This window comes from Shinella sp. WSJ-2 (assembly GCF_003432075.1).
Taxonomy (GTDB): Bacteria; Pseudomonadota; Alphaproteobacteria; order Rhizobiales; family Rhizobiaceae; genus Shinella.
Genome location: NZ_QWBU01000011.1, coordinates 1 through 21,619, shown reverse-complemented (window position 1 = coordinate 21,619; position 21,619 = coordinate 1). Strand labels below are relative to the sequence as shown.

Sequence of the window (21,619 nt, the reverse complement as noted above, 5' to 3'; positions counted from 1 at the left end):
ACTTACCTATTTCAACCGTATGCGAAACGATGCAACCAGATTTTGCTTGTCAAGCCAATGTCTTACTTCATCTGAATAAGAGGTAAGCGAAGCCCCGTCATTGGCAGCGTCGCGGATAAACTTGACAACACTCGGTGGAATATCATTTGCGGAAAGGTCGGACCACGATTTCTCATGCTCGGCCACGAGTGCGTCGAGCCTCAAGACGGTGGCCTTTGGATCTTCTGGAACTGTTTCACCCAAGGCCTCCACGGCGGTGCGGCATTGGCGTATACGGATAACGCTTGGGCGAAATTGCGGAATAGCGGCGAGGGCGTCGAGAATGTCGGACGAACCGAATTCGGCCCGTTTGCGGACGTGAGACCTCCATGACGCCGAGATCATCCGGTCCGCAGCTGTGGCGATGCTGGCCAGACGGTCCAGAAAGTCATACTTCAGATTTAAAGCCGGGTCGTTGATCGCAGACGGGTTGCCTGACATAGCGGTCCGAAGATCCTTCGCCCGTTCTGCAAGCGTCAACCCGTCGGAGGGAGCGAAATCGACTTCGATGCCAGCTTCTCGCATCTTTCTGAGAGCTTTTCGGACGGATGAAAGCTTCTCGGAGGCGGTCTTCAATTGGTTGGCGCGAGACTGAAACAGAAGCGCTTCGTCACCCGCTTTTTTGAGCGTTTGGTATTGATTGATCTTGTCGGCTAATCCGGCGGCTCTATCAAGCAGCATTGGAGGTCCCCCTAGACGTATCGTCCATCAATCGCAGATCGCTTTCGATCGCCTCCAATGCGCTGTTGATCGAGTCGACGCTCAACAGGATTGCGCTGTGCTTTGCATCCTGACTTTGGCTGTTGGCAGCGACGGTTTGATCAATCGCATCCAGAAATGCCTTCGCGGCGCTTGCCAGAGCGCTTCCGGCCTCTACCCCGTTCCGTCGTCCACGTCCAAAATGGCTAAGTGCCGACAGACCGTCGTCGAATTTGGCGAGAGCGCGCGCGGCAGCCAATGAATCGTCGAAATTGACGTTGCGGATCCGCTCAAGAGCTTCGGCGAGTGGCTTCGCAGTATTGTTCGACCCTATACCTGCTTCAGAGGCCGCAACGTGTGCCTTTTCCAAAGCGGCGGCAATGGCCGAGCGGGAGGCTCCCTCGCCAAAAGCTACTTCCATTTCCTCGAGCCACTGGCTTCGGTCATTCATCTCTGCCGTTGCAGCCGTTGGAAGCGCTGCCTGGATGCGACGATAAAGGGTTGCCAGTTCGGACTTGTCGTCGCTCGGAGGAATAAGCGTGAGGCGCCACTTCGATTGCCGGATATTGCGGATAATCGAAACCACCCGGGTCGGAGCCAACATAGCGCCGACCTGTCCGCCTTTCATACTGGATATCTGAGCGCGCGCAATTGCTGCCACGGTCTGACGCCCGTTTAGCAAGCTATCATAAGCGTCTCTCATCTCCTTTGAGCGGCTGGCGCATTCTTGCGGCCAGGAACTGAAGGCGCCATCGAGAAATTCCGCAATCGTTGCTTCGGGTTTGATCTTTCCTCCGATGGCCGCGCCGATGCAAAGGAGTTCCACCGCGGCACGGGCCTGGTTCCAGTCGGGAGTGGGGTTGCAGAACGCAAGCAACTGTTTTTCAACGCTCCGCGCCCAGATATCTACGCAGTCAAGAAACGCGGCGAGCATTCTGTCGCCGTCCGCGAAATCCCAGTTGAAGTCCCTTTTCGAGGCTTTTAGCAATCCGAGCAGGGCGCCAGTTGCCATGGCGGGCCGCAAGTCTCCTGGTATCTCCAGTTTCACACCGAGATCGGAGCGGACAAGGCTCGCTTGCCGTGCAAAGCTAATGCTGCTGCGCTGAAACGGGCGACTTGTCGTAGCATTCGCAAAGGCAGATTTGGCGAGGCCCAGCATATCCCAGTCGATTGCGTCTGATACCGCCGAATAGATCAGCCCTCTCAACTGATTGGCGATCGACGTGTCAAATTCGCCACCGTTGCTCCAGGTCTGAAGCAGGACCTCTTCGCGGCTCGCGACCGGTTTGTTCTTGTCTGCAGGTTGTTCGGCCACCGCCTCAAGGGCTGGTCGGAGTTCAGCGCTTGCTCCGGGGATTTCCGGTATGTCGAGCGCCGCCATCAGGTCCGCGTCTAGGTTCCTGATTTCGCCGGTACCGTCATACAATTCGAGAAATGCTTTCCAGCGGCCGGAATATTGCGGGCTTCTGGTATCAAGCTGCAATTGCGCGCCGACAGGGAGAAGTTTGACGCCCTTGAGTTTCTCCAGTAGCTGGAACGGCGGAAATGTTCCTGTGCGGATGCTATCACCACAATTATCCAACACCTCGACCAGCAGATCATTCTGAAGGATACGGGGGTTCAGACTTTCCGGTAGCGTGTCATTGGCGCGTTGCGCCGAGTTCCACAGCGCACGGGGCGTGAACGGATAAAGTCCGTAGCCGTCCACCTCACCGAAGATCGAATGACAGTCACTACGGTAAGCGCACGTGGCGCACCGCGACGGGGGATTGTCAGGGGCCGACGCATCGTTCGCCCAAACATCAATGTCTGTCCGTCCAAGCCGGACCGCATTGAGATATCGCGACACGAACCGAGCAAGGGATTCGCTTGTGACCAAATGTCCCCCCGCCCGCCCGGCAGAACGATCCATATCGACAATATGCGTGGTTCGCATATAGGCCGTTGCCGCAACACTTTCGAAGAAGCCGGTCGTCACGGCGATGGCCGAGCGCATCCTGCACAAGCGCTCGTCACCGTGGGATGTAATCGACTGAAGAAGTGCCCGGTCGATCCCCTGCAGGCGCGCAAATTCCTCAACAAGAAGCACAAGCTCCCGGCCTTGTAACTTCAAGTGCGCCCGCAATCGGGTCATCAGTTCCTCGACACGTTCGCCGGAGAAACTTAAGGTCCGGGCGATCGCCTTATCGAGGTTGGCATTGATTATGTCGACCGCAAGCTGCGTGTGCTTTTCGGTGTCCAGCGCGATGATTTTCATCGCGTCCTGCGCCAGTTTCGAAGCACTCGCGAAATCGAGACCACCAAGGGGAAGATCGCTGACCTCGAAGCTTCGCCGCGTCTCCGGACGATCCTTGGCGTTCGAAGGAGCGAAAATATGGTCGACGATTTCGGAAATGACGGTTTCGTCACCCAGAAAATGCGTCGCCCGCATATATGGATCCTGGAAAAGATGCGGGAGATACGACGCCAGTTCTTGCTCCATTTCGTCGGCGTCTGGAGAGAGGACTCCCTCCCTTATCACCTGCGCAAGGTCGTTGAGCAGTTGCTGTTTTTGTCCGGCACGGGTCTGCGTGCCGTCGCCCGCCGATTGCAGAGTTTCCAGAAAGCCTCTCTGTTCATCGGCCGGAAGTTCGTCGATGATCATTTTCACGATCGCCCGCAAACTCGTTCCTGATTTCGGGACGAGCAAAACAAGGCGCTGTTCATCGGAACGGATCTGAAACCGCATCCAGTGAACAAGATGCGACTTTCCAGATCCCGTATCACCGAGAATCGCGGCGAGCGCGTGCGGCCGTTCATCGCTCAAGAAATCCGCCACAAACTGGCGTTGGCTCATCTTGTCCCAGGACGCATCGGGGATCGCCTGAAACTTCGTTCCGACCGGCGGGGATACGTTGAGGTCCCAGTCGCTGTGCACCGCCTTGAAGAGGGTGTCCGGCATATGTTCGGCAAAGGGATTGATGACCTGACGAACCGCGCCGGGATCCCAACAAACGACATTACGCATCAGTTACTCCCCCGCAGGCCAATGTGGCTCACCCGGTCTTCACGAACGCCAAAATCAAGGATCCTGTCCGGAGCGTCAGCCACACTTCTCATCGTCAAGCGCTGTCGGTCCGCAAGCCTTTGCAGGGCGATACTCGTCGTGGCAGAAAGCCGCGTTTCGGCACCATTCAAGGGCATGAGCCGCATAGTATTGAAACGCTCCCAAACGCTCCCTTTCTCGAAGACTGGGTAGATAGCGGCCAGTCGCGCCAAAAACGTCTCGACCGGCAGTTCGTTACCGTCGGCGAAAATTGCCGGAAGGGCGTCATCGATGGCGTTGATGGGATCGGGGATGACCCGCCTAGTGGCCCCGACGCCAACCACCGTCGCAAAACCCAGATAACGCGCCCAATAGAGCATGTTTTGATAATTCAGCGCGATGGTGCATTCGGTCTTTCGGGCATTTTCCCCGAGCGTCATCTTGATCGCAGAATTTGGATCGTCGGAGAAGCTCATTGGCTTGAGCGGGTTTGTGCTCAATAGCCAGGTGAGAGCCAACATGAATGACTCCTGCTGGATCTCTTCCGCCCGGATCGGGTCGAACAATGTGCGAAGCAAATACTTGCGGAAATAAGCTTCGCTTCTTTCTCCCTTTTTCCCTCCGCCCCGGGCGTCTGCTGTCAACTGCAGCTTGTCGTCGATCTCCTCAACGAGGCCGATCCTGCGTGCCTCGACCAGAGAATTGACGAACAGTTTCGTTGGCGATCCGCCGCTATCTTCTGTCGTATTTTTCAGTGACGGTGGCGTGGCCCACGTTTCCAAGCGGTCCTTCGCCTCTCCGTTTTCAATGTCGAACAGCGAAGAGTATATTGCGTAGAGCCGGCTCGGGACCGCTTCAACGGTTGTGATAATGCTCACCGTGATACCCTTTCATTAAATTCTTCAAAGGTCAGGACTCTTCCGCCGAAAACATCACGCAGCCGCCGGCCGTCTGGGGCAGGTTGCCCGAGCGGCGCCATAAGAATACGTGGCGATTCCGGGCGGCTGGTGAGATTTTGTTCCTCTAGGGTCTGATTGCGCCCGATCAGTACGATCTCCGGTCCTTTTGGCAACCGGGATATCGCGAGCGATCCCACGTCGCTGACAAAAAACGGCGTGTTTGCCGAAAACTTAAGGACTTGAGCCATGTCGAAGGGCTGCGAGCCGAGCAGGAGAAGTTTTGCCATGTTCATGCGTTGCAGTCTTTGTAATGTTTCACCCAGTTTTCTTGAAGCCGCGCGCGGCAGGCTGTCGGGCTGGTAGGTGACAAGCAGCTTCAGGTTATTGTCGAAAAGCCTCGCCAGGGAGGGATGAACCGGGAGCAACCACGGTGCGATCGGTTCGCCGACGGTCTTCCCGAGGTGGCGTTTGCCTGCGTCCAGCCTGCACCGATCGCAGCGACTGCAAACTCTGGCCAATCGGTGCGCGCCGTACAACTCCTCGAAGATTTCGGCGGGACAGCGCTGGTCCTTGAGAAACTCTCGCATCAAATCGAGATTCCGCTTGCTCGCGATCCAGTCGCCAGAGCGCACCATTTCGACTTTATCGGCCCAGACGCGCTGCTCCAGATGATGGTCATCAAGAACGGCGACTTCTAGCCAATCTCCTTCTTTCCCGACTGGCGGATAGGGTGTCCCCAGAAGCTTTATAAGACCGGCGCGGGCCATGAGCGCCAACGTCCGCAGGTTCCAATCCGTGTTGGTCTCGCCGAACATGTCGATGTCTCGCTCGTCCGCGCCCGGCCGGCCGTCCACTTGCACAGCAAATCGCCCATTTCCCAGCGACGCTTTTCGAGTGAACATCGTGGACCAGCGGTGGAGACCGCGATCAACGCTGATGACCTGCTTGGAGTTGATCGTTTCGGCAATGGAGAAGTCTTTTGCCGATGGCATTGCAAGGGACAGCGAGACCATCCCGTCTCTACCGCCGCGTCCAACCTCCTGGTAGAAACGGTCGAGCGTCTCTGGAACACAGGCATGGACGATGCTGCGGGCATGGGCATAGTCGATGCCCAGGCCAAACGCAGAGGTCCCGACCACGATATCAAGCGCGCCGTCGCGCCATTCCGACACGATGCGCTCGCGCTCGGCTCTGCCAGTCTTGCCATGAAGTTTGCGAACTCGCCGAAATCCTTCCTTGACCAGCCTTCGATACCAGGCCTCCGCTTCGTCAACTTCGGTCACGTAGAGAACCGCTGGCCGCGGCGCGTGATGCAGTGCTTCCAAAACCCTTTCTACCCGGGTGACCTCATCTGTGATCGGCGCGATCCAGTAGTCGGGTTCCGGGCGGAGTTGGACGGCAGATATGCTCCCGAATTCACCATCCGAACCGAACAGCATGCGAAGCGTTTCCAGGGAGGAATCCGTTAACGTCGCCGAGAGCAACACAGTTCTTAGTCGGGCCTCTGGGGGGGCGGCACTTATAAGCTCCCGCCTAAGTCCGCTCAACTCCTGAAATTCGCTCCGAAACCCGGTGCCCCACTGATCGACAAGATGTGCCTCGTCGATCACGAGCGCTCGCAACAAGCCGGCTTCGGCGGCCCGCCTCAAAGGGTTGCGCAGTCTATTGCAGGCAGCCTCCGGCGATACGAAACAAATGCCTTGCGTTCCATCCGCAATACGGTCGGCGATGATGCTGTTTTCGGCATCGTTCCCGCCCTGAAAGGCGAGCGGACGGGCCAGGCCGCAAACTTTGACCGCTTCCTGCTCGTGGTTGACGCCCAAAGCCACAGTGGGAACGATCACCAGCGTGACCCCCCTCGTATCGGGAGTGCTGCCAACAAAGCCGACCTTCTGTGCGAGTTGGAAAATCATGCTCTTTCCCTCGCCGGTCGGAAGGGCGACCACTAAGGTCGCGCCAGCAGGCGTGGAAAGTGCGGCGCGGACAGCGGCGCGTTGTCCGGGGCTGCGGTAGGAAGAACGGCCAACAGACTGAAGGAAAGGATCGCCTTCCGTTCCTTCCGCATTAAAAACACGCCGGACGCTCTCGGACGATGCCAGCGTTTCCACGCCTTGGCCGTCGCCTTTCGACAACCACTTCGGCTGCCATGAGCGGGCGGTGATCAGCATCCCGTCAGGCGATTGAACCGCCGCAATCCCGACCTTGTCCCATCCTTCAAACTGCGCCAGTTTCGGATGCGCGATGCGCAAGGTGGGGGAGACCTCGTAGGCGCGCCGCGCATACTCATAGATCAAGACCTGGCGCACGAGGACGGCGAGGTCGAGAACGCTTGCGTCATTGCCTGTATCGCAAAGTGCGGCGCGAAGCCGCTCAATCGCAGGGGATTGCCCGCGCCACGCCTCACCATCGCCTATGCCTGCGAGCAGTTGCGAAAGTGCCGTAAACGCTGCATGCCCGTCTAAACTATCCATTAGCGGGGCTCTTTGGCGCATGTTGTGCGACAATAAAACAACCCATGGCGTCCAACCGAATAGAAGGCTGACGAATGGACTGGAGGATCGATTTCATCGCGTCGATATCGGTCTTGGCCGAGGCCCAGTCCCTCGAACTTTCTCGCGTTATCCGCCGCTCGTGGCGCCCGAGCTCTGTTTCCGCCATCGTGACAGCACGCGCAACAGCAGAGGCAATTTCATCCGCCGAGGCCAGCTGCTCGCGCGCCGCATCGCGGATGGAGAGACAGATTGTCTGAAAGGCGGAAGGATCGATGATGTCCGCAAGCAATTGAGGCCTGCTGCCAAGATTGATGTCCCTCGGGAAGCCGTCAACCGGTCTATCGGAATATCGCCGGCTAATAATAGCGATGAGTTCCGGATTTGTGACTGCGTCGCCGTTGAGGTCGATGTACATTGTATGCGCGGTTGGCGCCAGATACCGCTGGGCGTGCCGCCACAAGGCCAGATCCGACCGGGAAGGCGCGAGGAAATCGGTGAACTCGATCTGCGGTTCAACGACGAAACACAGCTTGAATCCGATCCATATCTCGTCGTTCCAATCTGGAACAACGCGGTACGTCGCAAACGCCGTACCGCGATCGTCCCACTGCGTGAACCGCTCAAGCGAGTCGAGCAGTGGCATTCCCGGCCGCAGAAGATTGGCTTCATGCCGGTTCGTGACGACGCGTCGTCTCCAGGTCAGAGCCGTTGAATGGTCGATGTGAAGCTCCGATTGCCACGGGACCCGCGGAATTAGCGTATGGCCGGTGGTCACTAACTTGAATGGGTCCTCCTCCGGCCATTTGAACGGCTGCTTGCGAATCTGAAGCGTCTCCACGAGCCATCCATCAACGGCGCGTTCTAGCGCCTCTTCGTCTTCTTCGGCGTCCTCCAAAGCTTCAATAAACGTTTCTACCCGCTCTTCAGCAAGCGTGATACGGTCCAGCGCATACTGCTCGTCTTGCGATCTACGCTCATCGGCGATCTGGGACCGGATATCCCCGGTCATGGCTCTCAGCGCGTCGGGACCATGTTGGAGAAGGGTTTCAAAGACTCGGACCTCCAACCGTTCCAGGAGAAACTGGACATCACTCGTCGAGCGGTTGAAGGCCATAAAGCCGTCGGCAACCATCTCGAACCACGCTGTCCAAGGGCTGACGTCTTCCTCGGACGGCAGTAGAAGGCGATGGCGGATCGAGTTCTTCCGCCGGCCAAATCGATCCAGGCGCCCGATCCGCTGTTCGATCCGCGCCACGGCCATCGGCAGGTCGAGATGGACGATCGCATCCGCAAAACTTAAATTGAGTCCCTCTTCACCCGAACGATCCGTGACCAGGATCGAAGACGTGCTGCGTCCGCTGAAATCCAGCGCGATCTTATCGATGTCAGCGGAGTCGCTGGTCAGCAAATACGCGGTCGTCCCGTCCCCGTCAGTTTGGAAGACGTCATGAAAATGGCGCGCCACCTGCGCGCTGGAGGCAAACACCACCACTTTAGGAAATTGCGCGTCGAGCTTGATCGCCTTGATCAACCGGGTCGTACTCTCGACCATCGTCTCGATCCGGGCGCGATCGTCCTGTTTTTCCGCAATGGCACCGAGCGCGGCGAGGAGTTCGTCTTCGCCGTCGAAAATCGGCTCCGCGTTTCTCAGCCATTCTCGCAGGGCATCGGCGCCCTCACTCACCGCACCGAGCAAGTCTCGATATCGAAGCGCGAAGCGTGCTGTCCCGCCGCCGTCGCTGATCGAAGACTCGGCGGCGCTGAAGCGCCAATCTTCCAGCGCTGTCAGCAGAGCCGACGCGATGTCGGCAGGATCTTCTTCGATTTTCACATGCGATAGGAGCGGTTCACCGTCGGTGATCGGCCCTCGCGGGACAAATTCCCAACCTGCTGCATCCACACGGCGCGATCGGATGAGGCGCTGATGTATACGGTAGCTGTTGGCAATATGATCCTTCAGGACCGAACATAGGTGGGTAAGATCATTGGAAGGATCCTTCGCTGCCTCGATCAGCTGCGGTGCAAACTCCTGCACGATCTTATCAGATGGGAACAGCCGTATGAGTTCAGCGCCACGCTGGCGAAGAACGATGCGTGGCCCATCTGGGGAGAGACTCAGGAGCAAACGCCCAATTTCTCGCCGTTGCTCAAGCTTGACTTTGAATCCGCTTATATCCTCGATCGGATGATTGATCGGATCAAGAAGGTTGAGGAGCGCCAGGAATTTTGCTTCTTCACCGAGAGCGGGTGTCGCAGAGAGCAGGAGGAGGACAGGCGCCTCACGGCTGAGGATGCGCAACTGGTTGGCGGCAGGCAGCAGTTGACCGGCATCGATGCCTACGAGGTGATGGGCTTCGTCGATCACCAGGATATCTGGAGCCTGCGATACCTGAGCCAGATCGGCATGGCCGAAGCACTCGAACCCCTTCGCGAACTGATCGAGCCGAATCTTTTCGACCAGTTCGCGATGCCACTGCCCGACGAGGTGATCTGGCACACAAACCAGAACGCGGGTCTCGGGATTGTCAATAAGATGCTGGCGGATGATAAGGCCGGCTTCGATGGTCTTACCCAAGCCAACCTCATCGGCGAGTAGGTATCTCTGGATCGGATCGCTCAAGACACGTTTGACGGCAGCAACCTGGTGGGCGACATAGTCAACGCTTGCCGAGGGCACTGAGGTGAGGCCCTGGGAGGCACTCCTCAGTTTCAGCAGCGCCCCCATCGCATCCTGTCGGCGGTCATGAAGGAACTGGGTTTCCGATGCTCCGATCGCAAGCATCTCGGCTGGATCTTCAGGAGCATTCCAAGGCCTAACTTGTAGTGCCCTCTCACTTAGATCCTCCGCTTTCCCATTAGGAAACTGAATCTCGTAGTCTATGTAGCCGTTCGCGGCTTGTGAGAACCCAATGACACGTCCCACGCGTGTTCGCCCATGACCTTGAACATAAACGCGTGTATGCGGGCTCAGATAGCCCCTCTTGAGCTGTGAAAACTCAATCTCGCGCGTCTCCACATTTCGAATCGATCGGAAAACTTTAATTGTCGAGATCAGGCCGGAAACAGCTTCAAGCTTTCCGAGACCCTTGCCATCAGGCAACGCAACAAACATGCCGAGGCTCAGCATGCACGTATCCAGATCAAATGGTTTTGCGTTGCAGGAACCCGCTCCTCCGCAACAAGCGACATGTCATGCACTTATGCTCACCTCGAAAGGTGCCGAACCCCCCGATTCGGCAATACCTAAGTGTGACATATATCTAGGTTGCAGGTTAAGGTTTGATTGCAATCTCCGTGATTATTGCTCAACGATTTCGGTTGAATCGGATGTTGCCGATAAAGCTATATTTGCCGGAAGTAAGACCGTTGTTTTGCAGGCAGTTAACTGCTGCAGTTGCAGCAATCACTTGCGAGTGTCTCCGCCGAGGTTTGCCGCTGTCCAACAGGCGGCAAATATCGCTTGGTCAGATCTTTGGTGTAGCCCTACGCAGGAATCAGACCCAGACGCTTATCTCGGTTCCGAATCCAAAACAGCACGGGAAGAGCAGCGATCACCATGATTGCCTTGCCGACAACCTGTCCAGCCAGAAAGTCGAGCGAACCGAATGCCAACCAGAGGAACATGACGCTGTCAACGATGAGGCCGGCAACACTGCTGGCGAGCGCAGCCTTGACCAGCCCCTTTTTCTGTAATGGCGTGAAAACCAGCAGGTCAGCGACCTCGGACGAAAGGAAAGCAGCAGCAGAGGCGAAGGCAAGGGCAGGGGCCGTGAAGGTCGTTGAGAGGGCGGCCCCTACGAGGATGGCGCCAAACGCCCACGTCAAACCGAGCCGGCGCTGAACGAGGTCGCGCAGCACCAGCGCAAGTCCAACCAGAAGAACGCCACTTGGCGCAGTCAGACCGGGACCTACGGGAATGATGCATGGGCCATTTGGGACACACACCGTACCGACATGGCCAATCATGTAGTTCGCCAAGGGAATGCAGGCCATAAAGCCGGCCAGGAAAAGGATACCTTCAGTGCGTTGTCTGCCCGTCGCGATCATCTCTTCGCCCTCGTTTCAAACCTGCTCTGCAACAAATCGCTGATATCCATTCGCCCGCAAATCGCAGGCCGGGCACGTCCCGCAACCGTATCCCCAGTCATGAAGGTCGCCGCGTTCACCCAGATAGCAGGTGTGGCTCTCCTTCACGATCGTTTGCACGAGGCGAGAACCTCCGAGATTCTCGGCCAACCGCCAAGTGTCAGCCTTATCAAGCCACATGAGGGGGGTGTCGAGAACAAACCGCTTTTCCATGCCGAGATTGAGCGCGACCTGCAGGGCTTTAATCGTATCGTCGCGGCAGTCTGGATATCCGGAGTAGTCTGTTTCACACATGCCGCCGACGATGTGTTTTAACCCCCGCCGATAGGCAAGTGCCGCAGCAAAGGTCAGGAAGATAATGTTTCTGCCGGGAACGAAGGTGTTGGGAAGACCCGTGTCTTCCATTTCGATAGCGATTTCACTCGTCAATGCGGTCTTGGAGATCTCCCCAAGCGACGCCAGCGAAATCGTATGATCTTCGCCTATGCGCTGGGCCCAGACAGGATTCATGGCGCTCAGTTCACGGCGTATGGTGTCACGGCAATCAAGCTCGATCCGGTGCCTCTGACCGTAATCGAAGCCCACCGTCTCGACGCGTTCGTATCGATCGAGTGCCCAGGCGAGGCAGGTCGAGGAATCCTGACCTCCCGAAAACAGAACAAGCGCTGTCGACGTCATCGTCCTTTACCTCTCAATTGCCATCGAATTCCGCCCAGCACATGGGCGTCTCGAATACCTTTACGGAACTCAATTCAGGGAGGAGGGGACGAACCCTCGTCCAGATCCATGTCGCAATGTTCTCGGCAGTCGGATTTTCGAGCCCCTCGATCTCGTTGAGTGTGTGGTGATCGAGTTGTTCAAGAAGGGGGCCGAAGGCCTTTTCCAGATCGAAGAAGTCGATGACAAAACCGGTGTCTGGATTGACTTTGCCGTCAAGCTGCAGTTCGACCCGATAGGAGTGACCATGCATCCGATGGCACTTGTGGGTTGCTGGGACATTCGGCAGGCGATGGGCCGCCTCGAAGGTGAAAGCTTGGGTGATTTTCATGGGATTCCGATCATCTTGTGTGTTTGTAGCGAAAGGCGCCACTTGGGGTGTTCCAGGCAGTACTCGGTCACGGCAATGGTGTTTTCAGCTCGCTTCGGCCCGTCCATGGGCTGCAGGAAATAATGCTCGAAGCGAACGTCCGGCAGGGCCTCCGGCAAAAGGTTAGGCTGCGGATAGACGAGCTTTAATTCACTTCCTTCTCGCAACTTGAGTGGCGCGCCCGCCTTCGGGCTGACGCAAATCCAGTCAACGCCGGCTGGCGGCTCAAGGGTGCCATTCGTCTCGATCGCAATCTCGAAGCCTTGCTGGTGAACGGCCGCGACCAGTTCGTCATCGAGCTGCAATAACGGTTCGCCGCCGGTGAAGACGACGTAGCGTCGATGCGTGGTGTCTCCCCAGGTCGAGGCGATCGCAATCGCGAGTGTCTCCGCGTCTTTGAATTTCGCCCCGCCTATTCCGTCAGTGCCGACGAAATCGGTGTCACAGAACTGGCAGACGGCCTGATCGCGGTCTTCCTCACGTCCGGACCAAAGATTGCAGCCGGCAAACCGGCAAAACACGGCCGCGCGGCCTGCCTGGGCGCCTTCTCCCTGCAACGTCTTGAACATTTCCTTGACCGCGTAGCCCATCACATGCTCGCTTGTTTCGGCTCGACATTGACGGCGCGACGACGTTTGACGTCTGCGCGCACGATACCGATGAGGTACTGCGCCAGGGTCACGATATCGCGGTTGACGTTCTGCACCGACTTCCAATTCCGGCGGTCATTTTCGCCGAAGTTCCATTCTCCCGAGGTCCAGGCCGTATTGTCGACCAGGCACGCCAACCCTTTCGAAAAATCCTCCCAAGTTCTGGCGCCATCGAGCAAGGCGAGCACTTCCATGACGTAGCCGAGCGACATGATGCCGGCGCCATGCACCAGTCGCGACGTTTTCGGCGTATGGCCTTCCCATTCGTCGCGAAACACAAACTGTACGGCCCGGTAGAATTCGCTGATGAGGCGGAAGCTGAGATCTGCTCCGTCCGGTTCACGGATCAGTTCGCGCATGACGCCATCGCTCATCGAGTTGATGACGACGCGTTGGATGGCCGTGTCGCGTATGATCCCTGTCGGGTTCGTGTGCTGGTAGATCTTGCCTTTGAGCGAGGAGCCGTCATCGTAATTGAGGCGGGCGGCGAGGTCCGCGGCGACGGAACGGTCGCCCAACCGGCGCGGCAAGCCCCGGACGGTCGGCAGCAGTTCATAGATCAGCGATTTCGGAAGCGGCCGCGTATTGTTGATGAGTACAAACTGACGCCTCAACTCCTCTTCGTCTTTGCAGACAATCGCGGACACAAATACCTGGAAATCCTTTTCCTCAACCTGGCTGAGCGCGGTCAGACGTTGCTGGCCGTCGACGACGAGACCGGGCGCACCGTCCGAACCGTCAATCTCCACCACGCAGCGGCCATCGGCTGTTTCATCGGAGATCTTGATCCCAGTCGTAAAGGCGACCACGATCGGGTTGGGGAGTATCGCTTCAGGCTTCTCCAGATAATCGCGGATTTCACGGATGTGACCAGCAATCTGCGGACGCTGAAAGCCACTCAATGCGCCGTCGACGTCGCGCGCAACGCGCTCGATCACGGCGAAATTCTTGAGGTCAGACGCCTTCGCTGCAAACGAAAGAACCGTGTGCGTCTCGCTCTGTTTCGCTCGGATCGCCGGAAATTTGAATAAGGTCATTGTTATCGCTATTGCTTGGAAGTTGATCGACGAGGGCGTTGTAGACGCCAAGATTATGGATGCCGCGACGCTTGTTGCGGTTGCTGGCGCGGAAAAGCACGACTTCAATTGAAAGTGCCGAGCAGATCGGGCAGGAGCATTTTTTCCAGGGGCGGTCCACGAGGGTCCGCTTGTACCTTTCGCGCAGGTCCTTGACCGCCTTGGCATCCGGCAGTTCTTCGACGGGCGATCCTGTCACGGCAGGCGCCGAATAGGCGATCACCGTATCAAGCGTTTCGTCGAGCCCAGCCTCGCCGCGGTCGTAGGCACGCAAAGCCGATAGGGCATTTTTTTCCATCTCGACCAGCGTTTCCTGGTGGAGTGCGCCGCGCTTGGCCAAACGCATCAGCTTGGGATTTTCGAGAGCCTGGGGTACGCGGATCGCAGTGTAGTAGTCGAGCTTTCCGCTTTTGGATGGCAAATAATAGTTTGCCTTTGCATCCTTGAAAGCGCGGATGAGGGGGGACGTCGTATCGAAACTGGTGATGTTGAACGAGCCAAACGTGTCGATCTCGTCGGCCTTCGCAAAACCGAGAATGTGGATCCGCGTTGATGCCGGAATCATGTCGCGAATTGCCGCGAGGCAGGACTTGATCTGCGAAGCCTTTAAGGGAACGGTACCACCGAGCGCAAGGTAGTCGTAACCCATCGCCACGAGTCGGCGAGCACCTTCCGCCATACTGCCGGGTGACCACCCCTGAATGACTCCCATCGGCGTGAACCGGGCCGACATGTGCGCGGTCGCGGTCCGGAAGGCTGAAGCATTTTCCAAGGTGATTTCGAAGCGGCGGCGCGCTTCTTCGGTGCCTCCGTCCATGCCCTTCAGGCCTTCGTCGAAATCGAAGATGATATGGTCGACCGAGCATCCATGCGTGAAGCGCGCGTCGTCGTAAAACTCCGCCGTGTCCTCTGGCGTGTAGGGTGGATTGTCTTCCTTATGATACGTGAAGGCTCCGCAGTCGCCGAAGATTGGCAGATGCTCGAATTGCGGCTTGTCGAGGCGCAGAAACTCGCGAGCCCCAACTCGCCTGAAACGCATGGCCTGCGCTTCAGTGTATTTTCCGCCGACGGCGACGCCGCCGACAATGCCGCGCGAGACGAGCATCCCCTTGTACGGCGCATAGCCCATGATCTCATGCGGATATGCGTCATCCCAGTAGGGCGTCCGCCCTTCGGAATACCGGTCGCGAAGGAAATCATATCCGGGGTCAACGTGGTCAAGGCTGTCTGCGAAAATAAACTTCATCGGGTCGCCTTCGATAGCTTGCGATCCAGCAGGATCAAATGTTGTGTGAGGCGTTCGATGTGCACTTGCGTGCCTTGGACTTCATTCCATTTCCAGCCCAGTTCGTCCCATTTGCCTGATGTCCAGCAGCAATGATCGCGCAAGCGAGCGAGCGATCGGCGGATGTCATCTTCGCCGTCACTGACGCTATCGGCGCGCACCATGATCGGATCCATCAGAGCCCCCATCGCTCTGATGCCCGCCATATGCATCAAGCGGCTCTTCTCCGGCGCCAGTCCCCATGCGTCCGGAAACGTATCGCGGACAGCCGACCAATATTTGACCAGGACGTGAAACATCTCGTCGGGGTCGCAGGTGCCATCGACGCCGAGATATTGGCTGAGCGCGCTTGAAGGCGTTTTGAGGTTGATCTTGATCGCGGCGATCAGCGCGGAGTCGCTCACAACTGCTGATTTGGCCTTGTGGTCGGAACGCCGCTTTATCAACTGAAAGAAAGGCGAGGCCTTTTGACTGTTCAGCAGATTGCATAGCTCGCTTGGCAGTTTATTGGCCGCGAGGTCACGCGGAAGCAAAGAACTAACTTCCGGCAAGAGTTCGTTGATAAGCCTCGTGTCGAGCGCCTTGACCTTATTGACGAGGATGAACTGCTGGCGCTGGACTTCCAGATCTTGCGAAACGAAGGCTATGACCGGGACGGGGATGTCCTTGTTTTCAGCTCGCGACAAGGCGATTGATCGCTGCTGGCCATCGACGATCCAGGCAATTTTCTTCCCGTCCATGCCAATTGGGAGATGGAGTGTTCCGGACGTACCGATTTCGATGATGTCAGAAGGCTTGGTGCCGCGAGCCGCCTTGAACTCAACCTCGTCCGAGAGAGCAAGTATGATCGCGTTGGGAAACAGAACCGGTCCGCTGTTCAGAAACTCGACGATGGAATTGACGTGGCTGCGGATTTCCTGGCGCTGGAACCCTTGCAGTTCTGCCTCATCGCGTTTGATGCGGCTGATCTCGGCAATCTGCATCACTGCGGATCCGGGCAAGAAAAATGCGTATACGTCGGTCCCATAACCCTGTTGGGTACGAACCGCTCGCACTACCATCGACTTGGCCTGTGTCATGGCTGCGCCCTTTCGGCGCGCACCGTTGCGGCTAGTCTGGCAAACCGGCCCTGTTCGCACGCTATTCCGAGTTCATCGCGCAACTTGCGGAGAAGTTGCGTTGAACGGCCTTGGACGGAATCCCACTCGATCCGGATTGTTTTTAAAAGTTCGCCGTCGTCTAGCCGGATGCCTGACTTCGAAACAGGGCGTCTCCAGCCGGCCTGTGCCATAATTACTTGCTGCGCATGGCCTTTCGCGTCTTCTCTTGGTGATACGGGCAGGATCTCTGTCACAAAATGTCGAAGTGCCCGTTGGGCAAAATCCCCGAGGGTGCCGGGAGTGGGGCCCCCATCAAGCCGCCGATCGTAAGGCATGTGATACGGCTTGAGCTCTGGGTCGATTTCATAGTGCTCGGATCCAGTGAAGACGCGTAGTCGGCCTTCCTTGAAGGCGGGCAACGCCTTGAGAAAACCGCCAAGCATCTTGAGATAGCTAGCCGGAAGAGCCACAAGAAGTTGGACCTGGTCTCTTTTTAGCCGAGCATCGAACCGGGCAACGCCCTCCTTCATCACAATTTGATCCCACCAACCTTCCTCGGTCGTGCCAGGAGGCAGCTTAGACATAATCGACGATGGAAGGCCCTTGGCTACGGTGAGATCGTAGCTCGGAATCACATCACTCGCCTCGACCAATCCCAGGCCCGCCGACGCGATAAAAAGTGTCGCTTTGGCCTCGGCTGCCGCTTTCTTGGCCTCCATCATGCCGCGTCCAGCATAAAGATCCCTGGCTTCCGCGACGCCGACGGCCTTAGCGATGCGACTGCGCCAGTCCTGGCCTACTGAATGAAGGCTTCCCTTCGATAGCGATGCCGCAATTAAAGCGGGATCTGGGGAAAACCGTTTCCGCATGGTGCAAGCTGTAAGGATAACTGTCATGCTATGAGCTCGCACGAAATACTGCAAATCACTTTCGAGTAGCTAAATAACTGTACGCCGCTCGTGGCACAAGAAATAACTGTTCGCTTGTTGCCAGACTCCCCAAAAAACTGCAATCCAGCGCTGATGTGAAACGTTGGCAATGCCATTGGGGCCGGCGGGGCACGGCGTGATAGTGCGCCGATAGCGCCTCGTTGCGACGTTGGTCCTACCGGATGCTGCTGGCCACGCAACAGCTATGCTGTCCTTCTCTTCGTTTCGGCCCTTCGGGTGCGTGCCTCAGCGGCACCCGGTTGGCGGACCTCCGTAACGAGCCGCGACTGGCGCGGTCTCCGGACGGAGATGTCGAAATGAGGAAAGAAGAAGTAAGGTGTGCTGACCGGCAGAGGCAGGAAGCTTCACGCAGGCTTTTGATCCTGGCTTGCTCTGCGACGAAGAAAGACGGGCCACGGTATCTCCCCGCTGTGGAGCGATACAATGGGCCACTATGGCAGACCCTACGTGCAACCGATCCAAAAGGGGAACTGGCTCAGGCTGCGTTTTTGTCTGCCCATCTTGGATTCAGGGCGGCCAGCACGCCAATTCCATCCTACGACGTCCCAATGACGCCGCAAATTGCTGCGGCCATGAAAGCAGGAAATCTTGGTACCCGCTGGCCCCAGAACAAGACGAAGAAACGTGTAATGCCGACCGGCGAGCATCCCGGAATGCATATCGCAAGCTTGACCGATTTTGGCAGCCGTCCTTTCGCGTCTGTCGCTCTGGCCGGCGGCTATCGTTACATCGAGATCATGCAGACACTTTTGAGGCTCTTCAGGGCCGGTGGTTACGTTGATCACAATGCCTCTGTCACAGTTATCAATGGGCCGATTGGCAAAATGCGCCGCGATCTTCGTGTTTGGCTGACCTCGGGCGGATCGGCAGACATTGAACACTCCGTCGTCAGTCGTGGATTGGCTGAAAGTCATGAATGATCCAATTGTCAAAGTGATTGTTGCGGCCAGGATATCGCTTCTGATTGAGAATAAAGCGCCAACTGGTCAGTTTTTCTCTTTGCCGCTCGAGGAGCGCTCCAATCTACGAAGAGCGATCATCCTCGATGCTGGCGTCCTGTGTTTTTCGCGGGAGATTGTGAAGTCGCTTACGATGGAGGAACTGAAACTCGAGTTGAAACGGGCAGTCACTGGTCGCACGGAGCCTTAGGGACCCTAGGAAAGGTGGCGGACATGCAGATACGGACAAGAGAGCAATCTGGCGCCCCACTTGAATGTCAGAAAAATATGGCCTATTTTCTGACACATGAAAACGATTGTCGCCTCTGTTCCCGATCGGATCATGAAGCGTGTGCGGGGGACCGGACGCGGAAGCGTCTACACGCCTAGTGACTTTCTCGATGTTGCAACCCGCACAGCGGTCGATCAGGCTCTCTCGCGGCTGGTGAAGTCTGGCAAGCTGCGCCGGCTTGCTCGTGGTCTTTACGACTACCCCAAAATCCACTCCCAGCTTGGCCCTTTGTCACCTGCTCCGGACGATGTCGCTCAAGCGCTCGCTCGTGAGACAGGGTCGCAAGTGCAGATCGCAGGGGCTCGCGCTGCGAATGCCCTCGGCCTCACCACCCAGGTTCCGGCAAAGAGCACCTATCTGACCGATGGGCCCTCTCGTCGGGTCGTCCTTGGCAAACGCGTCGTTGATCTTCGGCATGCCTCGCCGAAGCATCTGATTGCTCCAGGAAGTCCGGCTGGCACGGTGGTCCAAGCGCTGCGTCATGTAGGCCAGGTTCGTGCGGCCGACGTCGCTCAGGTGGCTGCTCATAGATTGTCACCGAGTGACAAGCACACGCTCGCAACTTCCGCTTATCAGGCGCCCGCCTGGATGAGGTCAACTCTTGTCTCAATCGCAACCGCGGGGGCGCCGGGCAGCGATGGATAAAGTAGCAAAGCTCGATGCGAAGGATCGTGCTGCCCTCTTCAACGAAACCGGAGCGATGCGCGGCATCGCGGAAACGATCATTGAGAAGGACTTCTGGGTCTGCTGGACGTTGCGGCGCCTCTTTTCTTTGACCGGCAAAGACGCTACCACTCTTGTCTTTAAAGGCGGAACGTCCCTCTCCAAGGCCTATAACGCCATTCGCCGCTTTTCCGAGGACATTGATCTGTCCTTCGACCGTGCCGATCTCGGCTACACTGGGGTCCGCGATCCGGAGACGGAGGGCATCAGTAGGAAAAAGGCCCGACAACTGATCGAAGATCTCGTCGCCGATGTCGAGCGACACATCGCCGACAAACTGCTGCCGGCGCTTCGAGGCGCCATCACCGACCACCTCGGCGCTCCAGAGACGGGCAAGTGGACCTTGGAAATCGATCCCACTGACTTGCAGACGATTAATTTCCATTACCCGACCGTGCTGCCCTCGTCAGAATATGAAGGCATGGCTTACATCACGCCTCGCGTGAAGCTTGAGCTTGGCGCCCGCGGCGATCCCTGGCCAACGGAGAAGAAGACGATCCGGCCCTATGCCGCGGACGACTTTCCCAACTTCTTCGAGGACGCCGACAGCGAGGTCACAGTCTTGTCTGCGCGTCGCACCTTCTGGGAAAAGGCGACCGCACTTCATGCGGAAGCGCATCGGCCGAAAGAGTCTCCGACACCGCAATATTTTTCGCGTCACTATTACGACCTCGCGATGCTCCTCGAAACGGCCGAGGGTCGTGAGGCGGCGAGAGACTTTGACCTTCTTGCGCAGGTAGCGAGACACAAAAACATATTTTTCCGGTCAGCTTGGGCAAACTACGACCTCGCCGAGCCTGGCACACTGCGACTAGTGCCGGAGGAGGCTCGTATCAAAGACTTACGAGCCGACTACAAGGCGATGGAGCCTATGATGTTCGATGACAGCCCACCGGCTTTCGACGACATCCTCGCGAAGATTGGAAATTTGCAAGCGGCGATCAACAAGTAAGACAACTATTCTGACGGTAACGGCCCGCTTGATCGCCGCGTATAGTCACGGCTGCCCGTCGTTGAGGGCGGAAAAAGCCTTCGAATTCCGGTGCGCGTTCGTAAAGCAGCTTATCGAGATCGCGGTGTGCCTCCTGTGGTGCGCTTGAAGGCATGGGTAAATGCGCTTTGCGACGTGTAGCCCACATCACTGGCGACGGTGTTGTCACATAAACGCGGCGTCAGTGAATTGAGCATAGAGACGGTGGGATGAAGACTCCTGCCGTCAGCTACAAGCGCCACCGTTTCCCGCAAGAGATCATCTCGAATGCGGTCTGGCTGTATTTCAGGTTTCCGCTGAGCTTACGCCTTGTCGAGGAAATGTTGCTGGAGCGCGGAATTGTTGTCTCTTATGAAACGATCCGTCGATGGGGTCGGAAATTCGGACCAGCCTACGCAAAGCAACTTCGTCGCAGGCGACCCTCGCGCCAGGATGTGTGGCATCTGGATGAGGTGGTGATTTCCATCGCCGGCAAAAAGCACTGGCTTTGGCGTGCCGTTGATCAAAATGGCTTTGTTCTCGACGAGATTGTTCAGAACCGACGCGATACGAAGGCTGCCAAGCGATTGCTCATCAGACTGCTGAAGAAAGCAGGCATGCCGCCCAAGCGGATCATCACCGACAAGCTTCGCTCATATGGCGCTGCCAAGCGTGAGGTTATGCCGGCTGTGGAGCACAGATCCCATAAGGGTCTCAATAATCGAGCGGAAAATTCCCATTTGCCACTGCGGAAACGGGAGAGGACGATGCAAGGTTTCCGATCACCGGGAAGTCTGCAGCGCTTCATCTCGATCTTCTCCGCACTTCGAAATCTCTTCGTCGCCCCACGTCACAAACGATCCGCACTGGCCACTCATATTCATCGCATTCGCGCAATGGCGCACTGGAAGGTCGTCACCGGCGCGGCTGCCTGATCGCAGACCCCTGCGACGAAGACCGCTCGCCGCTTGATAACGTGACAACTCCTCATCGATCTTTTGCTTGCCGAGCTTTGTCTACCGCGCGATTGGCACCGCGCTCTATTCGAACCTTCTCTCTCAAAAATAGTCGTATCATCGTCCGCAAAGCATTGCTTCCGCGGACCCTCACTCTATGCTTTGAAAGGGTTCATTATGACCACTGGCACAGTAAAATGGTTTAATTCCACCAAGGGCTTCGGATTCATCCAGCCTGACAACGGCGGCGCCGACGCGTTCGTTCACATCTCGGCCGTCGAACGCGCCGGAATGCGCGAACTCGTCGAAGGCCAGAAGATCGGCTTCGAGCTCGAGCGCGACAACAAGTCGG

The 21,619-nt window shown here is 57.3% G+C and carries 18 protein-coding genes; 5 read left to right on the top strand and 13 right to left on the bottom strand.

Translation table 11 applies throughout. The features are described 5' to 3' along the window. Nucleotides 1–6: 6 nt before the first annotated feature. The 13 genes from D0Y60_RS19875 to D0Y60_RS19815 form a co-directional block, all read right to left on the bottom strand. Nucleotides 7–720, bottom strand: a complete 714-nt coding sequence (locus D0Y60_RS19875) for a hypothetical protein (RefSeq protein ID WP_117371704.1) — start codon at nucleotides 718–720, stop codon at nucleotides 7–9. Continuing rightward, nucleotides 710–3,745 (bottom strand): protein DpdH, encoded by a 3,036-nt coding sequence (gene dpdH / locus D0Y60_RS19870; RefSeq protein ID WP_117371703.1) that lies wholly within the window; start codon nucleotides 3,743–3,745, stop codon nucleotides 710–712. Before dpdH ends, D0Y60_RS19875 begins: the two co-directional genes overlap by 11 nt. Continuing rightward, complete coding sequence (gene dpdG / locus D0Y60_RS19865) at nucleotides 3,745–4,641, bottom strand: protein DpdG (protein WP_117371702.1); 897 nt, start codon at nucleotides 4,639–4,641, stop codon at nucleotides 3,745–3,747. Before dpdG ends, dpdH begins: the two co-directional genes overlap by 1 nt. Then, nucleotides 4,638–7,133 carry a protein DpdF gene (dpdF, locus tag D0Y60_RS19860; protein WP_158565529.1) on the bottom strand — a complete coding sequence of 832 codons (2,496 nt, stop codon included), beginning with the start codon at nucleotides 7,131–7,133 and terminating at the stop codon, nucleotides 4,638–4,640. Before dpdF ends, dpdG begins: the two co-directional genes overlap by 4 nt. Beyond that, a complete protein-coding gene (gene dpdE / locus D0Y60_RS19855; RefSeq protein WP_117371700.1) occupies nucleotides 7,126–10,281 on the bottom strand; it encodes a protein DpdE in 3,156 nt (1,051 codons plus the stop codon). The genes dpdF and dpdE overlap by 8 nt, the downstream gene beginning before the upstream one ends. 356 nt (nucleotides 10,282–10,637) lie before the next feature. Then, nucleotides 10,638–11,201, bottom strand: a complete 564-nt coding sequence (locus D0Y60_RS19850; RefSeq protein ID WP_117371699.1) for a VUT family protein — start codon at nucleotides 11,199–11,201, stop codon at nucleotides 10,638–10,640. A gap of 15 nt (nucleotides 11,202–11,216) precedes the next feature. Next, nucleotides 11,217–11,918: a 7-cyano-7-deazaguanine synthase QueC gene (queC, locus tag D0Y60_RS19845; protein ID WP_117371698.1), complete on the bottom strand. Its 702-nt coding sequence runs from the start codon at nucleotides 11,916–11,918 to the stop codon at nucleotides 11,217–11,219. Between the two features lie 13 nt (nucleotides 11,919–11,931). Then, complete coding sequence (gene queD, locus D0Y60_RS19840; RefSeq protein ID WP_064713582.1) at nucleotides 11,932–12,288, bottom strand: 6-carboxytetrahydropterin synthase QueD; 357 nt, start codon at nucleotides 12,286–12,288, stop codon at nucleotides 11,932–11,934. Further along, nucleotides 12,285–12,917 (bottom strand): 7-carboxy-7-deazaguanine synthase, encoded by a 633-nt coding sequence (queE, locus tag D0Y60_RS19835; protein ID WP_117371697.1) that lies wholly within the window; start codon nucleotides 12,915–12,917, stop codon nucleotides 12,285–12,287. The genes queD and queE overlap by 4 nt, the downstream gene beginning before the upstream one ends. After that, a complete protein-coding gene (gene dbpB, locus D0Y60_RS19830; protein WP_117371696.1) occupies nucleotides 12,917–14,014 on the bottom strand; it encodes a DGQHR domain-containing protein DpdB in 1,098 nt (365 codons plus the stop codon). The genes queE and dbpB (D0Y60_RS19830) overlap by 1 nt, the downstream gene beginning before the upstream one ends. Continuing rightward, nucleotides 13,932–15,299, bottom strand: a complete 1,368-nt coding sequence (dpdA, locus tag D0Y60_RS19825; protein WP_117371695.1) for a tRNA-guanine transglycosylase DpdA — start codon at nucleotides 15,297–15,299, stop codon at nucleotides 13,932–13,934. Before dpdA ends, dbpB (D0Y60_RS19830) begins: the two co-directional genes overlap by 83 nt. Further along, nucleotides 15,296–16,417, bottom strand: coding sequence for a DGQHR domain-containing protein DpdB (dbpB, locus tag D0Y60_RS19820; protein ID WP_117371694.1), 1,122 nt, complete (start codon nucleotides 16,415–16,417; stop codon nucleotides 15,296–15,298). Before dbpB (D0Y60_RS19820) ends, dpdA begins: the two co-directional genes overlap by 4 nt. Further along, on the bottom strand, nucleotides 16,414–17,334 hold the full coding sequence (locus D0Y60_RS19815; RefSeq protein ID WP_147324543.1) for a hypothetical protein: 921 nt from the start codon (nucleotides 17,332–17,334) through the stop codon (nucleotides 16,414–16,416). The genes dbpB (D0Y60_RS19820) and D0Y60_RS19815 overlap by 4 nt, the downstream gene beginning before the upstream one ends. 350 nt (nucleotides 17,335–17,684) lie before the next feature. On the opposite strand from D0Y60_RS19815, the gene D0Y60_RS19810 reads away from it, so the two are divergent. The 5 genes from D0Y60_RS19810 to D0Y60_RS19780 form a co-directional block, all read left to right on the top strand. Beyond that, on the top strand, nucleotides 17,685–18,308 hold the full coding sequence (locus D0Y60_RS19810) for a hypothetical protein (RefSeq protein WP_245409245.1): 624 nt from the start codon (nucleotides 17,685–17,687) through the stop codon (nucleotides 18,306–18,308). Between the two features lie 361 nt (nucleotides 18,309–18,669). Further along, nucleotides 18,670–19,263, top strand: coding sequence for a DUF6088 family protein (locus D0Y60_RS25100; RefSeq protein ID WP_117371691.1), 594 nt, complete (start codon nucleotides 18,670–18,672; stop codon nucleotides 19,261–19,263). Continuing rightward, on the top strand, nucleotides 19,256–20,293 hold the full coding sequence (locus tag D0Y60_RS19795) for a nucleotidyl transferase AbiEii/AbiGii toxin family protein (protein WP_117371690.1): 1,038 nt from the start codon (nucleotides 19,256–19,258) through the stop codon (nucleotides 20,291–20,293). The genes D0Y60_RS25100 and D0Y60_RS19795 overlap by 8 nt, the downstream gene beginning before the upstream one ends. Before the next feature lie 248 nt (nucleotides 20,294–20,541). Beyond that, nucleotides 20,542–21,246: an IS6 family transposase gene (locus tag D0Y60_RS19785; protein WP_117371688.1), complete on the top strand. Its 705-nt coding sequence runs from the start codon at nucleotides 20,542–20,544 to the stop codon at nucleotides 21,244–21,246. A gap of 198 nt (nucleotides 21,247–21,444) precedes the next feature. Then, nucleotides 21,445–21,619 (top strand): cold-shock protein (locus tag D0Y60_RS19780; protein ID WP_199564183.1); only part of this gene is annotated, 175 nt, incomplete at its 3' end.

Coding starts and splice junctions, on each gene's coding strand:
- D0Y60_RS19875 (WP_117371704.1), bottom strand. CDS start 720: ATGCTGCTTGATAGAGCCGCCGGATTAGCCGACAAGATCAATCAATAC.
- dpdH (WP_117371703.1), bottom strand. CDS start 3,745: ATGCGTAATGTCGTTTGTTGGGATCCCGGCGCGGTTCGTCAGGTCATC.
- dpdF (WP_158565529.1), bottom strand. CDS start 7,133: ATGGATAGTTTAGACGGGCATGCAGCGTTTACGGCACTTTCGCAACTG.
- dpdE (WP_117371700.1), bottom strand. CDS start 10,281: ATGCTGAGCCTCGGCATGTTTGTTGCGTTGCCTGATGGCAAGGGTCTC.
- D0Y60_RS19850 (WP_117371699.1), bottom strand. CDS start 11,201: ATGATCGCGACGGGCAGACAACGCACTGAAGGTATCCTTTTCCTGGCC.
- queC (WP_117371698.1), bottom strand. CDS start 11,918: ATGACGTCGACAGCGCTTGTTCTGTTTTCGGGAGGTCAGGATTCCTCG.
- queD (WP_064713582.1), bottom strand. CDS start 12,288: ATGAAAATCACCCAAGCTTTCACCTTCGAGGCGGCCCATCGCCTGCCG.
- queE (WP_117371697.1), bottom strand. CDS start 12,917: ATGGGCTACGCGGTCAAGGAAATGTTCAAGACGTTGCAGGGAGAAGGC.
- dbpB (WP_117371696.1), bottom strand. CDS start 14,014: ATGACCTTATTCAAATTTCCGGCGATCCGAGCGAAACAGAGCGAGACG.
- dpdA (WP_117371695.1), bottom strand. CDS start 15,299: ATGAAGTTTATTTTCGCAGACAGCCTTGACCACGTTGACCCCGGATAT.
- dbpB (WP_117371694.1), bottom strand. CDS start 16,417: ATGACACAGGCCAAGTCGATGGTAGTGCGAGCGGTTCGTACCCAACAG.
- D0Y60_RS19815 (WP_147324543.1), bottom strand. CDS start 17,334: ATGACAGTTATCCTTACAGCTTGCACCATGCGGAAACGGTTTTCCCCA.
- D0Y60_RS19810 (WP_245409245.1), top strand. CDS start 17,685: ATGAGGAAAGAAGAAGTAAGGTGTGCTGACCGGCAGAGGCAGGAAGCT.
- D0Y60_RS25100 (WP_117371691.1), top strand. CDS start 18,670: ATGAAGCGTGTGCGGGGGACCGGACGCGGAAGCGTCTACACGCCTAGT.
- D0Y60_RS19795 (WP_117371690.1), top strand. CDS start 19,256: ATGGATAAAGTAGCAAAGCTCGATGCGAAGGATCGTGCTGCCCTCTTC.
- D0Y60_RS19785 (WP_117371688.1), top strand. CDS start 20,542: ATGAAGACTCCTGCCGTCAGCTACAAGCGCCACCGTTTCCCGCAAGAG.